This window comes from Aeromonas sp. 6P, assembly GCF_051919525.1.
GTDB lineage: Bacteria > Pseudomonadota > Gammaproteobacteria > Enterobacterales > Aeromonadaceae > Aeromonas > Aeromonas veronii.
Window position 1 is genome coordinate 3,692,501 of record NZ_JBQBEO010000002.1, and the last position, 13,998, is coordinate 3,706,498.

General features: G+C 58.1%; 12 protein-coding genes (1 of these 12 running past the window's edge). 5 read left to right on the forward strand and 7 right to left on the reverse strand.

Going from position 1 to position 13,998, the window contains the following annotated elements:
* The 3 genes from ACTG2J_RS16990 to ACTG2J_RS17000 form a co-directional block, all read right to left on the reverse strand.
* Positions 1–335, reverse strand: partial view of an NAD(P)H-dependent flavin oxidoreductase gene (locus ACTG2J_RS16990; RefSeq protein WP_113739753.1) — the beginning only. 712 nt of this gene lie to the left of the window's left edge; 335 of the gene's 1,047 nt are visible here — the first part of the coding sequence; it begins with the start codon at positions 333–335; the stop codon falls past the left edge of the window.
* Positions 332–610, reverse strand: a complete 279-nt coding sequence (locus ACTG2J_RS16995; RefSeq protein WP_113739754.1) for a helix-hairpin-helix domain-containing protein — start codon at positions 608–610, stop codon at positions 332–334. Before ACTG2J_RS16995 ends, ACTG2J_RS16990 begins: the two co-directional genes overlap by 4 nt.
* Before the next feature lie 72 nt (positions 611–682).
* Complete coding sequence (locus ACTG2J_RS17000; protein ID WP_439989322.1) at positions 683–1,324, reverse strand: ribonuclease T2 family protein; 642 nt, start codon at positions 1,322–1,324, stop codon at positions 683–685.
* Between the two features lie 197 nt (positions 1,325–1,521).
* Between ACTG2J_RS17000 and ACTG2J_RS17005 the strand changes: the two genes are divergently transcribed.
* A complete protein-coding gene (locus tag ACTG2J_RS17005) occupies positions 1,522–2,082 on the forward strand; it encodes a gamma carbonic anhydrase family protein (RefSeq protein ID WP_005335471.1) in 561 nt (186 codons plus the stop codon).
* 71 nt (positions 2,083–2,153) lie between these two features.
* Here the strand turns inward: ACTG2J_RS17005 and ACTG2J_RS17010 are convergent, their stop codons facing one another.
* Entirely contained in the window at positions 2,154–5,192 is a 3,039-nt protein-coding gene (locus ACTG2J_RS17010) for a cytochrome c peroxidase (protein WP_439989321.1), read from the reverse strand.
* A 191-nt stretch (positions 5,193–5,383) separates the two neighbouring features.
* The gene (locus ACTG2J_RS17015) at positions 5,384–6,292 is read right to left on the reverse strand and encodes an SAM hydrolase/SAM-dependent halogenase family protein (protein WP_019446189.1); all 909 of its coding nucleotides are present in this window, start codon (positions 6,290–6,292) and stop codon (positions 5,384–5,386) included.
* Between the two features lie 198 nt (positions 6,293–6,490).
* On the opposite strand from ACTG2J_RS17015, the gene ACTG2J_RS17020 reads away from it, so the two are divergent.
* The 3 genes from ACTG2J_RS17020 to ACTG2J_RS17030 all read left to right on the forward strand — a co-directional run bounded on the left by ACTG2J_RS17020 (position 6,491) and on the right by ACTG2J_RS17030 (position 9,930).
* Complete coding sequence (locus ACTG2J_RS17020; protein ID WP_439989319.1) at positions 6,491–6,955, forward strand: hypothetical protein; 465 nt, start codon at positions 6,491–6,493, stop codon at positions 6,953–6,955.
* Between the two features lie 156 nt (positions 6,956–7,111).
* A complete protein-coding gene (locus tag ACTG2J_RS17025; RefSeq protein ID WP_439989318.1) occupies positions 7,112–8,581 on the forward strand; it encodes a GGDEF domain-containing protein in 1,470 nt (489 codons plus the stop codon).
* A gap of 98 nt (positions 8,582–8,679) precedes the next feature.
* The gene (locus tag ACTG2J_RS17030; protein ID WP_439989317.1) at positions 8,680–9,930 is read left to right on the forward strand and encodes a DEAD/DEAH box helicase; all 1,251 of its coding nucleotides are present in this window, start codon (positions 8,680–8,682) and stop codon (positions 9,928–9,930) included.
* Positions 9,931–10,013: 83 nt separating this feature from the next.
* On the opposite strand, the gene ACTG2J_RS17035 is transcribed toward ACTG2J_RS17030, so the two are convergent.
* Positions 10,014–11,285, reverse strand: a complete 1,272-nt coding sequence (locus ACTG2J_RS17035; protein ID WP_439989316.1) for a hypothetical protein — start codon at positions 11,283–11,285, stop codon at positions 10,014–10,016.
* Between the two features lie 215 nt (positions 11,286–11,500).
* On the reverse strand, positions 11,501–12,265 hold the full coding sequence (cphA, locus tag ACTG2J_RS17040; RefSeq protein ID WP_081043470.1) for a CphA family subclass B2 metallo-beta-lactamase: 765 nt from the start codon (positions 12,263–12,265) through the stop codon (positions 11,501–11,503).
* 656 nt (positions 12,266–12,921) lie between these two features.
* Between cphA and ACTG2J_RS17045 the strand changes: the two genes are divergently transcribed.
* The gene (locus ACTG2J_RS17045; RefSeq protein ID WP_439989315.1) at positions 12,922–13,980 is read left to right on the forward strand and encodes a hypothetical protein; all 1,059 of its coding nucleotides are present in this window, start codon (positions 12,922–12,924) and stop codon (positions 13,978–13,980) included.
* The last annotated feature ends 18 nt before the right edge of the window (positions 13,981–13,998 follow it).

Sequence of the window (13,998 nt, forward strand, 5' to 3'; positions counted from 1 at the left end):
TTGAAAGGTGCACGGCTTGGCGCCATCGTGACCGCTGGGGGAAGTATGCCGAACTCGGCGTAGTAGGGAACAAGGCACTGCTGCCAGCGGGCCAGTGCAACGGGATCAGGTTCCCGTTGCCGATGGCAGAAGAAGTTGATGTTAAATGGCCCAAGGCCACTTTGGGCAAGGCGCCCCAGTTCGCTGCGCAGCTTCGCTGATGTGAGCATGGCGGCAGGCAAGGAGCCCAAGCCGCCCGCACGGGTCACGGCCAGCGCCAGCTCGCTACCCTGCACACCGGCCATCGGCGCCTGAATAATGGGATAACGTATCCCCAGTTCGCTAAAGAGGCTCATCCATTCACCCCTTTTGCAGCGTCCGCCACCAGATGTGCGCGGGCCAGCGCAATGGCACCGTCGATGGCACTGCGCGCCTGCGGGCTGTTCTGCCAGCAAGTCGAGCCCAACATGCTGGCCACCAGCTGGACGATATGGGTGGTGTCGGCCTCGGCCAATCCGGCCAGGGTATGGTAGCCCAGCTGTTCGAGCCGCCCGATAACGGTCGGCCCTACCCCTTTCACCCCGAGCAACATTGCCCGTTCTTGCGGGCCAAACCGGTTGTTGCCATCCATCTGTCAGACTCCTTTCCGATAACCGTGGTTACACATCAGGCCCGCAAGGGGCCCGATGGAGAGAGTGGAGGCTTAACGCACGCTGCGCAGCAGGAAGTCCGGCTGACCGCAGGAGCGGCGCTCGCGCTTTTGCATCTCGGCGGAGCAGGTGACCGCATCCGTCCCCTCTTTATTGACGCAGATGTAGATCTCCCGCAGGAAGCGGCCACCATCGGCGCAAGCCACCGTGATGTTGTCGGGGGCCAGCCACTCGTTGGCGCTAGCCAGATCGGCCTTGAGCTGGAAGCTGGTTTTGCGCAGCGGCTCTTCCGGGGATTGATAAGCCGCCGGGATCTTCACCTTCTGGCGCAGATCGCTTGCCAGCTGATGGAAGGCCTGCTGGCTCAAGCCGGAGCAGGTACCGTGCTTCTCCCACTCATGGCGATAGAGGAAACGGCTGGGGTAGAGGTCGGCAAACTCGCTCTCCATATCGGGATCGAGCCGTTCGCGAGTGCAGTTGCTGGGGTAACCGCGATCGTACTGGGGCCAAAGACCATGCAGCACAAAGCCCAGCTTGCGGGAACACTGGTCCCGATCCGCCGGTTTGACGGCGCAGTGCTCGGGCGACCAGGAGAGCGCCATGGCGTAATAATCAAACTCTCCCGCCTCCCCTTTGGCCTGTGCGGCCGAGGAGAGCAACAAACCACCCGCCAGCAGGGCAATCATCTTCTTCATCTATATATATCCATTTCAACCAACTCGGGAATGGCTGCAATGCTCCCATATTCCAGCGCGCGGAAACAGTGCTCCCGCCAAGGCTTGCGACAAGGGTCAGACCACTTCGGGGTTTCACCGGATAATAACGAGGCGTAAGCTGGCATCCTGGCGCCGGGTGCGCCACCGCATCATTTCAAGCAACCACAGGATGTAACATGATCCGCAAGAATCCCTCCGGCCATCTGCCTGTCATCGACGAATCCGCCTATATCGACAAGACCGCCATCATCTGCGGCAAGGTGATCATCAAAGAGAATGTCTTTGTCGGCCCCTATGCGGTGATCCGTGCCGACGAGGTGGATGAGAGTGGAGATATGGAACCCATCGTCATCGGCGCCAACTCCAATATCCAGGACGGGGTGGTGATCCACTCCAAATCCGGCGCCGCCGTCACCATCGGCGAGTACACCTCCATCGCCCACCGCTCCATCGTCCACGGACCGTGCGAAGTGGGAAACCGGGTCTTTATCGGCTTCAACAGCGTGCTGTTCAACTGCCATATCGGTGACGGTGCCGTGGTGCGTCACAACTCGGTGATCGATGGCTGCGATCTGCCGCCGGAGTTCTACGTCCCCTCCACCACCCGCATCAACCAGCAGAGCGATCTGACCCATATCCCGCGGGTTTCGGTAGATGCCGCCGAGTTCTCCGAGGACGTGGCCCACACCAATATCGATCTGGTCAAAGGGTACAAGGCGCTCTCCAACGAGTTCTGAGCCCTTTCTTTATTACCAGAGAACAAAACGGGCGCCGAGGCGCCCGTTTTTCATCTGACTCTATATGAAGGCTAGATGGCCCTGACGCACGTGGCGGCATGAGCTTCATCCACCAGATCCCACAGCGGATCACCAGTACTCAGATCGAGCAACGGCAGCTCACCATCGTCATTGGCAGTTGCATCGCTGCTCCAGTAGCGGTTGTAGAGCGGCCACCCCTGCTGCTGAAGCAACTGATCCGTCGCGCCATCCTTGTTGTAGGCGGCAAACAGCACCTCCAGCTCGGCCCGGGTCGGCAGACGCCAGTCATCATGACCGTGTGCCACCAGTTGCTGGCAGTAATCCCGCGCCCGCGCCTGACCCATGGTCACATACTCCAGCGGGAAGGGATTGTAGTCGCCATCGCTGTCACTGCTCACACCGTCATAGGAGATAGACAGACGCTCCGCCTCGTCCCTGGTCAGCTGGCAGACAAAGGCCAGCTTGCCCGCCACCAGCTCGGGTTGACGACAGCCCCGGGCAAAATCGGGCTGGGCATCCACCACCTGCACCGTCACGGTCAACGTGTGACGAGCCGTGGTCGCCACCAGTCGTGCTGTACCGACCGCCACACCGCGCACCTCGCCCTGCGGACTCACGGTAGCGAACTCCGGCTGTTCGCTGCGCCACTCAACAGGCCCATCGAGCGGGCCGAGAGAGCCATCGCTCAGTTGCCACTGCAGTTGCAGAGGAAGCGTCCGCCCCACTTCCAGCTGAGGCTGGGCAGGCAGCACGGCCAAGCCGGTGATCACCGCTCCCACCGGAGTAGGGTCATCCGCCTCACTCACCCGCAGATCAGCAACCGTGGCCGGAGTGCGGCGCGGCTCGGCCGAAGCACTGCGCAAAAACTCGCCGATGGCATCGAGTTCGTCATTGCTGAGGCCAAGGGCATGCAGGTGATCGGAGGCTTTGGGGAAGAAGGGATCATATTGGTCCGCACCGGTCGGGAAGCCGACCCCGCTGCTCCACTTGGTCACGCCAAAGTTGTACATGGCCACCACCCCCTGCACCGAGCTGCCGATACGCTGGGCCAGGATCGGGAAGATGCCGTTGTGCATATAGGGGCCGGTAAAGGCGACGTCCCGCAAGCTGGGGGTCTTGAAGCGACCGATATCTGCCTTGTTGCGGGTCTGCAGGAAGCGCCCGCGATCTTCCAGCTTGCCACGACCGTAATAGGTGAGCCCCACACTCTCGAACCCGTGCTGACTCAACAGCGGGCCGGAGTGGCAGTTCATGCAGCGGCCATCGGTGCGGTAGAGGTGCATCCCCCACAGCGCCTTGTCACTGAGTGCCTGACTATCCCCTTTGACGAAGCGCTCAAAATCGCTGTCTCGGCTGATGATGGTGCGTTCGAAGGTGGCGATCGCCTTGGCGATCCGCTCCAGCGTGATCCCCTGATCGCCAAAGGCGGTGGCAAAAGCAGCCTGATAGTCGGGGCTGGCCTGCAAGCGGGCCAGCAGTTCGTCATGACTCAGCGCCATTTCGATGGGGTTCTGGATCGGGTGAAGCGACTGCTCCTCCAGCGTGGCGACCCGCCCATCCCAGAACTGGGTCGAGCTGAAGGCGCTGTTGAGGATGGAAGGAGCGTTGCGATTCCCCTTCTGGCCCAGATGACCGACCGAGACGCTCAGGCCGTCGCTCCACCCCTTTTGCGGATCGTGGCAACTGGCACAGCTGATATCCCGCCCCTTGGAGAGCTGTTTGTCGAAAAAGAGCTGCTGACCCAGCACCACCTTGGCCCGGCTATAGGGGTTGTCGGCCGGGAAGGGAACCGCCGGCAGCGGCCCCAGCTCCTGCCATTCCACTCCTTCATCCACCCGGGCGGCAGGCCATTGGGCCGATGAACCGCTATATTGGGCGCGCAGAACCGCCATGTCCGGCTTGCGGCTGTCGCGCACCACGGAGGGGCGCACCGGATAGGGTGCCAGCGCATACCAGAGCAGACTCCCCTCTCCCTCATCCAGCCAGGTTCGGGTCGCCAGTTGATAGAGACGGGGTTGACCCGCACCATCCTGCAGCCAGGTCTGGGCGGGCAGGCCAACAGCAAAGGTATTGGGATAGCGCCATGCCGACTTGTCACTGCTCAGCAGCCGTTCGAACTCGGTGAGGGTCGGCAGGCGCCAGTCGCTGCGGCCGCAAGCGGTCAGCCCCGCAGCCAGTTGTGGCTGGCTGGCAACCTTCAACGCACTGGTGTCACTGCCATACAGCCAGTACTGGCTACCCTTGACCCCGCTGACTGGGCGCACATCGTGCAGGCACTGCCAGGGGCTACGCACCACCAGCTGCCCCTGCTCATCGAGGCGCAGCAGATCTGCCGTCTCCGGCTCGTCCGGCTGGCTGGGGTTGGCGGGATAGAGCTGGGTACGGGCGGACTGGATCTGGGCACTGTTGCTGCGCTGATACCAGCTCCGCGCCTGCTTGTCATCACGCAGGGCCAACAGCATCTGCCAGCTGTCGGCATAGTCGAGCACGGCGCCCGGCTGGCGCTGGGCCAGCAGGAAGGCTGCGTAATCCTGAATAACAGCCTGTTGCTGCAGGCGGATCTCCTCTGCTCTACCCCACTCGGCCTGACTGAGGGAACCATCCCCGCTCTGATCCGCCAGCAGGAAGAGTGCCGTCTCCTCCTCGTTCAACCCCAGCCGCGGCACGCTGTTGCGGCGTGCCAGCGTGATCCCGGCCGAGAGATCCACCACCCGCACCGATACCGCTCGCAGCAGATAGCCCTCGTCGCTGCCAAGCAGCTCCAGCGGCTGATCCAGTTGCAGACCTTCAGGCAAGGTGATGCGGGCAAGCTGGCCCGGTTCGATGGCCTGTTGCACGCGGATCCCGGTGGCGACCTGTCTCACCTCAAGCTGTGCTCCCGCCCCCAGTCGATCAGCCACATTGACCTCAATGGTCAGAGGAACCCGGGTATGAGTTTCCGGCGGTACTATTGGCGGAGTGATGGGCGGTTCGGTCGGCTTGACGACCGGCGGGGTCACCTCGGGTGAGGGGGCCACCGACGTATTGCTGTGATTGTCATTGCATGCGGTCAGAGCCAGCAGGCTGAGCAGTAAGAGGCTGGTTTTCATTCGGTATGGTTGAGTGGTCAGACAAGTGCGCGATTATCCAACCAAATACCAATCATTATCAATTGCATTCAATTAATATGCTTTTTGACAACAACTCCTTATCCGCAACGCCTTACCACCCAATGAGAGAGGGCTGCCTCTTTGGCTGCCCTCTCTTGCTTCAAACCCGCTTGTCGAAAGCCCGACAATCTTCAGGAGCACTTCTTCAGGCTGATATGCCAGTTGGCGCCGGATTGCACCTGATGTTTGGCGGCAAAGCTGTCCATGTTCAGCGCCACCGACACCTGCAGCAGGCTGTTGAGGTAGACCAGCGGCTGACCTTCCGGCACATCGCCGAAGCTGCTGACGTAAGGGGCCTTGCCGTCATATTTGACCACATCCCCTTCGCGGATCTTGATGCAGGCGTTATCCCCCTTGTTGATCCCCGCCTTGGTCAGCAGGGCATCGTCGATATTGGTCCAGACGTTGCCGTACTGCACATCGAGGATCGGGATGGTGCCCTTGAGGGTGCCATCTTTCTCGGCTACCGCAGGCTGATAGGGGATCTTCACCACTTCGGCGGGCAGCAGCGGGCCGACCTGCTCATAGCTGATGGCGCCGGAGGCGAGCCGTGCGCCGGTATAGGCGTACACATCGCGGCCATGGAAAGTGTAGGACTTCTCGGAGCCCTTGAGGCGGTTGAGTTTCTCGTCAATCTGGCGCACCGCCTCGATGCCGAAGTGCTCGGCCACCAGGGTCAAAGTGCCGTTGTCCGGAGTCACGATGTAGTGGCCGCTCCTGGTCTTGAGCACTACTGATTTGCGCTCGGTGCCGACCCCCGGATCCACCACGCTGACAAACACTGTGCCCTTGGGCCAATACTGCAGGGTCTGGTAGAGGCGGTAGGAGGCTTCCCAGATGTTGTAAGCCGGGATCTCGTGGGTCAGGTCATAGAGCGGCAGGGTGCGATCCACCCCGAAGGCAACCCCCTTCATGGCCGACACGGCGCCATCTTTGAGGCCGAAATCGGTCTGGATCACCAGCGCTTCGTTGGCGGCGGCGATGCCGCTTGCCAGCATGAGGGCGAGCGCAATGGCGCGGGGAGCGGTGCGAATATCCATATCTGAACTCCTGAATCATCTGAGGATAACGAAACGGCAACAGCCATTTAGACATCCAGACTGCCACCAATGGATTTTTTTGCAAGGGGTTTGCAACAAAGTGAGGGACGACTCGCAGAAATTGTGCTCGCCAAACGTCGGCGGCGGGGGTATCAAAGGCAGAACAGAAAAACGTTTACAATACAGGAGCTCAGCACCATGACACAACCCGCACCGGAGATGATGACCCTGCTGCTGGAGATTGGTGAACAGAGCAGTCAGCTCTGGCTGAGCCAGCCAGATGCGGCCCCGTCACACTACCCGCTGGCCTTTGGCACCCACGCCATCCAGCCCGGACCGTTTCGCCACGCGCCACCCACCCCGCTCGAACTGGAGCGGGCCATCATGGTGGTGGAAGATGAGCTGATGCGCATCGCCCCGCAGATCCCGCCCGGCTTGCAGCTGACCCTGCGCAGCCAGCCATCGCTGGCCGAAGCGCTGGGGGACAACCAGCTCGACCGGGATCTGGTGGAGCAAGCCTTTGGCCAGCTGGCCGCCATGGCGGAAGGGGATCCCCTCGCTGCCAGCTTGCTGCCCCGCGACGAGCACTTTGCGGCCGTGCTGCTGATCGTCAGGGAGTGGCTGCACCATCTGGCCAGCGAGAGCGTGCTGATTGTGGAGTAGGGATAAATAAGTGGTGAGGGCTTCAGCTTCTGGCAAGGTTTGTCGGTGGATCCTGTCGGGATTTCCTTCGCGTATACTTTGCCCGTATGGCGCCCGCGCCCCTATCGGTACTGCACCCAGACACCTATGACCTTATTTTCAGGTAATCCCCCAGCCTTGCGCTGGCCATCCGCGTTTGCTCGCCAGTTCATCGTCAAAGTGGCCGGATTGGCCCTGCTCGCCCTGACCGGGCTGGGCACTGTCTTCTACTACACCTATCTCACTATCCAGCACGACATGGATCTCATCACCGCCAGACAGAAGAACGTGTTCGAGGTCTTCTACCAGCGAGCCAAGATCCTCAAGGTGGAGAACATCACCAGCTATCTGGCACAACACCATCTGCTCGATCAGCCACCGCCCCCGAATAGCGTCGGCAGCGACTATCTCTACGGGTATGACCTCAAAAGCAAATACCGCTTTGCCGATATTCCGCTGCAATACCCGGCCGCCAATCTCCTCAACACCTTCCGCTATGCCCTCTCCTACCCGGAGGTGATCAACATCTACACCATCTGGAATGACTACCGGCTGATCGGCATGGTGGCCGACAACAATGTGCTGCCCACCAGACTGGCGCCGATCAAGGTGGATCTGATGACACTGCCCGCCTGGTATCACTACTTCGGTTGCGCCAGCTTTGCCCCCGGCCGCCCCTTGTGCAGCACCGATGAAGCCTTTGTCTCCGATATCGAGATCGACAGCTTCAGCATGCGCAACACCATAGTGATGTACTTCCCCTTCATTCATCAGTCGGGGCGCGGCGGTTACAAATACGGACTGCTCGGTATCGACATCGCCGTCGATGAAGCATTTAACGATGTGCTGCGACCCTTCGATACCATCAATCCGACCCGCACCAACATATCGTTTGAAGCCGCCGAGCCCTGCCGCCCGAGACATCTCTGCCTGAGCAAACCCTTTATGCGCACCAAGGCGGGGGATGATCTCTATCTGAAGTGGTCCTACAGCTGGTTCGATTTCGTCAAGCTGGCCCTGCAAAGTGCGGCCTTCAAGGTCTATCTCATCGTGCTGTTGCTGGGCATGGTGGCCTGGAAGCAGATCTACCTGCGGCTGCGCACCCTGGCGCACACCGACCACCTGACCCGGCTGCCACGTCGGGATGTGCTCTGCCAGAGCCTGCTCCATGAGCACGACTACCTGATGATCCTCGATATCGACAACTTCAAGTCGATCAACGACACCTATGGCCATGGCGTCGGGGATCTGGCACTGGTCGCCTTTGCCCGCCATCTCAGAAGCAATATCCGCAAGGTGGACAGCGCCATCCGTTGGGGCGGCGAGGAGTTTATCGTGCTGTTCAAGGGGATGGAGGATGACGAGATGATGATCCACTCCGCTGGCCGCCTGCTGGATCGCCCATTGGGGATCCCCGAGCTGCCCACCCCCATCACCTTCTCCGCCGGGGTGATCCGCATTCGTGACTATCTCACCGTCACCGAGGCAGTGCATCTGGCCGACGAACTGCTCTACCACGTCAAACAGCACGGCAAGCACAACATCGCCTGCTACGAGGGCAAAAAGATCCGGCTGATCCGCCCGTTGCCGGACGACGCAGAGGCATAGCCGCCTTCTGCCGCTCCCCCAGCTTCTGTTACCATCGCGGCCACGATCACTCACTGCATCGTGGCCGCAGGCCGCGATAACCCCGACTGGTGCCTTCTATGTCCACGACCTCTTTTGCCGAACTGGCCCTCTCCCCCCGTCTACAGCAGACCCTGAGCGAACTCGGCTATGCCGCACCGACCCCCATTCAGGCTCGCGCCATCCCCGTCATTCTGGCGGGGCGGGATCTGATGGCAGGCGCCCAGACCGGCACCGGCAAGACCGCCGCCTTTGTGCTGCCGCTGCTGGAGCAGTTGCTGGCACAGCCGCAAATGGCGTCCCTGCGCCCGATCCGCGCGCTGGTGCTGGTGCCGACCCGCGAGCTGGCGGTGCAGGTTGCCGAGAGTGTCGCGCGCTACGGCCAGGGGACAGGTCTCACCAGCACGCAGGTCTACGGCGGGGTGAGTATTGCGGCGCAGGTCGAGGCGCTTCAAGCCGGGGTGGATATCCTGATCGCCACCCCGGGCCGCCTGCTCGACCATCTGCGTCAGGGGGCATTGAGCCTGGATAGCCTGCGCCATCTGGTGTTTGACGAGGCGGACCGCATGCTCGACATGGGCTTTATGGACGAGATCAAGGCGCTGCTCAAACAGATCCCGGCGGATCGACAGACCCTGCTCTTCTCCGCCACCTGCGACGACAACCTGTTTGCCCTCTGCAAGGTGCTGCTGCGTGACCCCGAGCTGATTGAAGTGGCACCTCGCAACACCACGGCGGCTGAGGTAGAGCAGCGGGTCTACACGGTGGATAGCGATCGCAAGCTGGCGCTGGTCGAACACATGCTGAAAGTGAAAGGGTGGGCACCGGCCCTCATCTTCAGCCGCACCCGTCAGGGGGCGGACAAGCTGGCCCAGCAGCTTGGCAAGGCGGGAATCAATGCGCTGGCCTTCCACGGCGATCTGTCGCAAAGCGCGCGGGAGAAGGTGCTGCTGGAGTTTCGCGCCGGCACCCTGCAGGCACTGGTTGCCACCGATGTGGCAGCCCGCGGCCTCGATATCAGCGATCTCAACTACGTGATTAACCTCGAGTTCCCGTTTGTGGCGGAGGATTACGTCCACCGTATCGGTCGCACCGGCCGCGCCGGCAACAAGGGGCTCGCCATTACCCTGTTCAGCCCGGAAGATGCGCCGCTGTTGGAGAAAGTGGAAGCTGTGCTCGACACCCGCTTGCCCCAGCAGTGGTTCCCCGGCTTTGAGCCGGATCTCACCCGCTTTGAGCCCGAACCGCGCCGCAACAGCAAGGCGGCCCAGAAGCAGCGCGCCAGAAAGCAGGCTCTCGCTGGCAACAAGGGTGGCAAGGGCAAACGCTAAGCCGCCCAGCACCGCCAATAAAAAAACGCCCGCACGGGCGTTTTTTGTTATCTGACAGGAGCCTGCTCTTGGCGAGTGATCCCCTAACGGGTTGCCAGCACCAGTGGCAGGGATCGCAAGATCTGCCGCTCCGCCAGGGTCGAGAGAATAAACATCACCATATAGCCAAGCCCCAGCGCCACGATAATCGCCACCACGTTGGCGGTGAATTCGGCCACCAGATAGTAGGCGGCAACCAGCGCCACTATGCCAGCCAGCCGGATCAGCAAGCTCTGGGTAAAGTGACCGTGAGCCTTGATATAGGCGAGCTGATAGCCGTTGAGCATCATAAAGATAAAGAAGATGGAGAAGTGGAACAGCACGGGCACCGCCCCCACGTAGTCGGCGGGGAAGAACAGCAACACCAGCGGCTTGCCCGCCAGCAGCATCAAGCCAAAGAACGCCAGACTGACGATGGCGGAGAGACTGAAGATCCAGCGGCGGATCAGCCTTATCTGGCGGTGATCGCCGTTGCGCAGATTGACCGCCAGCTCAGGCAGCACAAAGCGGTAGATGGGGAAGACAAACAAGGTGGTCATATAGGTGAAGATGGGGCGCACCACCACCTGAAAATCCCCCAGTTCATCGATGCTGAAGTGGCGGATGGTGAGCAACACAGTGATGTAGATCATCAGGATACTGGCCCCCGCCTCCAGCGAGGCGGTAAAGCTCTTCTTCACATAGCTCACCATCTCGGGGCCGAGCGCCACCTTGGCCAGCGGCTTGGTGGCGATAGCCCGACGGCGCGAAACATACATATAACCGGCGATAGCGAGCGACGAGAAGGTCAGCCCATAAAAGAGCGAAGGGAGCGCATCCATCCCGAACCCAAAGTAACAAGCCATAAACAGCAGGCCATTGGCCAGCGGCTCCAGCCAGGTGACCCGGTTGGAGAGCTCATACATCCGGTACATGGCCACCAGATTGGTGAAGTAGACCTTGAGCCCCAGCCCGAAAATGACCCCCACCAGTTGCAGATACTCCACCCGGATATGGAGCCCGTGCTTGATATAGGGGATCACCGCCCCCCAGGTGAGCAGCACGATGCCGATGAGGAAGTAGCGAAAGATATTGATGATGTCCCGATCGTTTTTGGTCTGGGAGTAGCTCACCACCATGGATGAGCGAAAACCTGTCATCAGGATAAAAGAGAGGGAGATCAAATCCACCACGCTGTTAAACAGCGCCAGCTCCCCCTTGGCGACCCACTGCGCCAGCCACACCTTGAAGGCGAAGCCGATAACGATGCTGACCAGCGAGGCCCACATCCCGGTGATAAAAGCCTGCTTGAGGCGCGCGAGAGAGGCGTATTGCATAACGAAAATGGATAACTTTCAGGGAAAAGAGAGAGGGCCATCTTATGAAAGCCTCCCTCCCTTGAACAGCGTTAATGCCACGCACTCACAGCCACCAAAAAAACCGCAAACGCAAAAGGCCCGCTTATTTCCTGAAAGCGGGCGTTTTGTGGTGTGCCGTTATGGCTGCTGATTGCAGCGATGGCAAGGCTTGCTGCCAGTCTGTCGCGCAGCGGCTATGACTGCGGCGCCGCCTTGATCAGCTCCTCGTAGTGATCAATCAGCTCGGGGCCATGCAGCGGCGAGTCGTGACCGCCAATCACCGTCTTGATCGGCAACTTCATCGCTTTAAGCCGCTCGATGGTCTGCGGATAGGCCTTCACATTGGCAAAGCTCAGGTTGCCCAGCTTCTCCTTGAGGATGCAGTTGCCATAAAGCACCTGCTCGTCAGGGAAGTAGACAAAGATGCCGTCCGGCGTATGGGCCGGGCCCGCGTAGAAGGCGCGCACCTTGCCCTCTTGCAGGGTGAAGTCGCCATCGTGCACCACGTTGGGCAGCACCAGCGGCAGATCCGGATACTCCGGCAGCCCCTTGCGGGTAAAGGCGACAATCTCGGCCCAGTCGCTCTTCATCAGATCCCGGGTCTGGCGCGTCGCCACCACCTTGGCCCCGATGGACTTCCAGTAAGCGTTACCGCCCGCCCGGTCGGTGTGGTAGTTGGTGTTGATCACCTCCAGCACCGGCTTGCTGCTGACCCGTTTAATGAGCTTGTGCAGCTCGCGGGCGGTATCCGGCGTCCAGGTCGCCCCCACCACCGTCACCCCCTTGGCCCCGAAATAGACCATGGAGTTCTCTTTGACGTAGTAGTTGTCCTCCACCACATAGACAGGGCCACTCACCTGCTTGAGCTCGATCCCCGCCGCCCGCACGCTGCCACCCCAGAAACTCGCCATCAGCACCACGGCCCCGGCCAATCCGCACTTCATCCAACCTTTCATCATCTTGCTCCCTCGAACCAACCGCCCCCTCGCCACCCCTGTGGCAAGCCGGGCCTTTTAAGCAGTGGGCAGAAGATACGGGGGATTTGTGAGGGGAAAATGAGGTTGTGTGAAGAGAAGGTGAAGTCTGGGGGAATGCAGAAAAATCAGGGGGGAATCGGCGACGAGCCACGACCAATATGGCGATCGACGGTGCGGGAGGTGGAGAGAGGTAAAGGCTCAAAACGAAACGACAACACAGATAGCAGCCCCTCACCCTAGCCCTCTCCCGAGGGAGAGGGGATGGCCCGTGCCAATTCCAAGCCACTCATATTCACCCGCACCACAGAGCCAACGCACAATCAGCGGAGCATATTTGCCCCCTTCTCCCCTTGCGGGAGAAGGGCTGGGGATGAGGGGGGAGGTAACAATAAGCCACATAATGTAGGGTCGATTAGCGCAGCGTAATCGTTCGCATACCGCCGAGCATCGAGTCATGGCAAGGCCAACAGGAAACTCTGAATATCACCTGCTTATCGGCCACGACCTGTTCGCGATCGTCCGAATACGCTTCGCTATTCGAACCTACGGCCTGATATATAAAAATGGGCTTCAATCTAACCCAAAAGAAAGATTATACTAACTAATACAGTATTAAACTTATTATTGGAGATTCAAAGTTGAGCATCACTTTTGAACATATTGATGATACCTTGCAGATCTACCTAGATGGCAATTTACTCACATCCATCAGCAAAAAAGAAACCAATGAATACAGTTATATTTGGGAGCCAAGAGATAAAGGATATGTCATAAACAAATTATCAGATATAACTGTAGATTCTTTCCCTGATCGTTTGATGATCTCTGACAACTATAAATCACAGTCATTTAAATATTTAGAAATGGTTGTGTTAAACAAAAAGAAAAATCACATAGAAGTAGAATACTCCTTGGTTTTCAATTACAAGGATTGGTCTGAACTTGTCCCACCAGCATATATATCGCAACACTATGAGTCAAAGCTCACTGGTTTTTGTGAAAGTGTCGACTTAATTGATGATGATGGCTATGGATTAATTTTTGAAGTTAAGGACGTTATTGAAAATGGTAATATTATTGATGAGATTGAACGTTTTGCACATGTAGCAAGATTAAAACTAATAGAGTTAGAAAAAGAACTATTAATGAACGTAAAATCAGAATTGATAGTTAAAATTTTCAAATTCCCAATCGGCTATGAAGTAATCTGTTCCCAATATGTTTTATGGTTCGGCGAACTACTGAAACATATTGGGATTAATGCTGACGTATCGACTGAAAACAAAGAAGGATACACTTTTCTAACCATTACTAAAAACGATGAAAGTGCATTTAAAGAAAATATAGAAAAAGCCTTGTATTTATACCTATCACTTCCTTATTCAGATCATATTCCAGTAAACCAAATAAAAAATGACATTGAATCAAAAATATTTATTCAATCTCTACAGCAACAAGTAATGTTTTTTACTCAACAATGTGATATTAAGAGCTCTATCATAGAGCTTCAAAATATCTCTAATGGTAAATTACAAGAACAATTACAATCAGCGAAAGAAAAAATATCTTTATTGGAAAGTTTACAAAATGACAGATTGAATTTATTCGATGGTGCAATATCATTAGTGGAATATAAAATAGGCCCTCTAGTATTCAACCCTAAGCGGATACTAAAAAAATTAATAAATGAGCAATAAAAAACCTTATACATCAAA

Coding starts and splice junctions, on each gene's coding strand:
- ACTG2J_RS17015 (WP_019446189.1), bottom strand. CDS start 6,292: ATGGATATTCGCACCGCTCCCCGCGCCATTGCGCTCGCCCTCATGCTG.
- ACTG2J_RS16995 (WP_113739754.1), bottom strand. CDS start 610: ATGGATGGCAACAACCGGTTTGGCCCGCAAGAACGGGCAATGTTGCTC.
- ACTG2J_RS17005 (WP_005335471.1), top strand. CDS start 1,522: ATGATCCGCAAGAATCCCTCCGGCCATCTGCCTGTCATCGACGAATCC.
- cphA (WP_081043470.1), bottom strand. CDS start 12,265: ATGATGAAAGGTTGGATGAAGTGCGGATTGGCCGGGGCCGTGGTGCTG.
- ACTG2J_RS17035 (WP_439989316.1), bottom strand. CDS start 11,285: ATGCAATACGCCTCTCTCGCGCGCCTCAAGCAGGCTTTTATCACCGGG.
- ACTG2J_RS17030 (WP_439989317.1), top strand. CDS start 8,680: ATGTCCACGACCTCTTTTGCCGAACTGGCCCTCTCCCCCCGTCTACAG.
- ACTG2J_RS17000 (WP_439989322.1), bottom strand. CDS start 1,324: ATGAAGAAGATGATTGCCCTGCTGGCGGGTGGTTTGTTGCTCTCCTCG.
- ACTG2J_RS17010 (WP_439989321.1), bottom strand. CDS start 5,192: ATGAAAACCAGCCTCTTACTGCTCAGCCTGCTGGCTCTGACCGCATGC.
- ACTG2J_RS17020 (WP_439989319.1), top strand. CDS start 6,491: ATGACACAACCCGCACCGGAGATGATGACCCTGCTGCTGGAGATTGGT.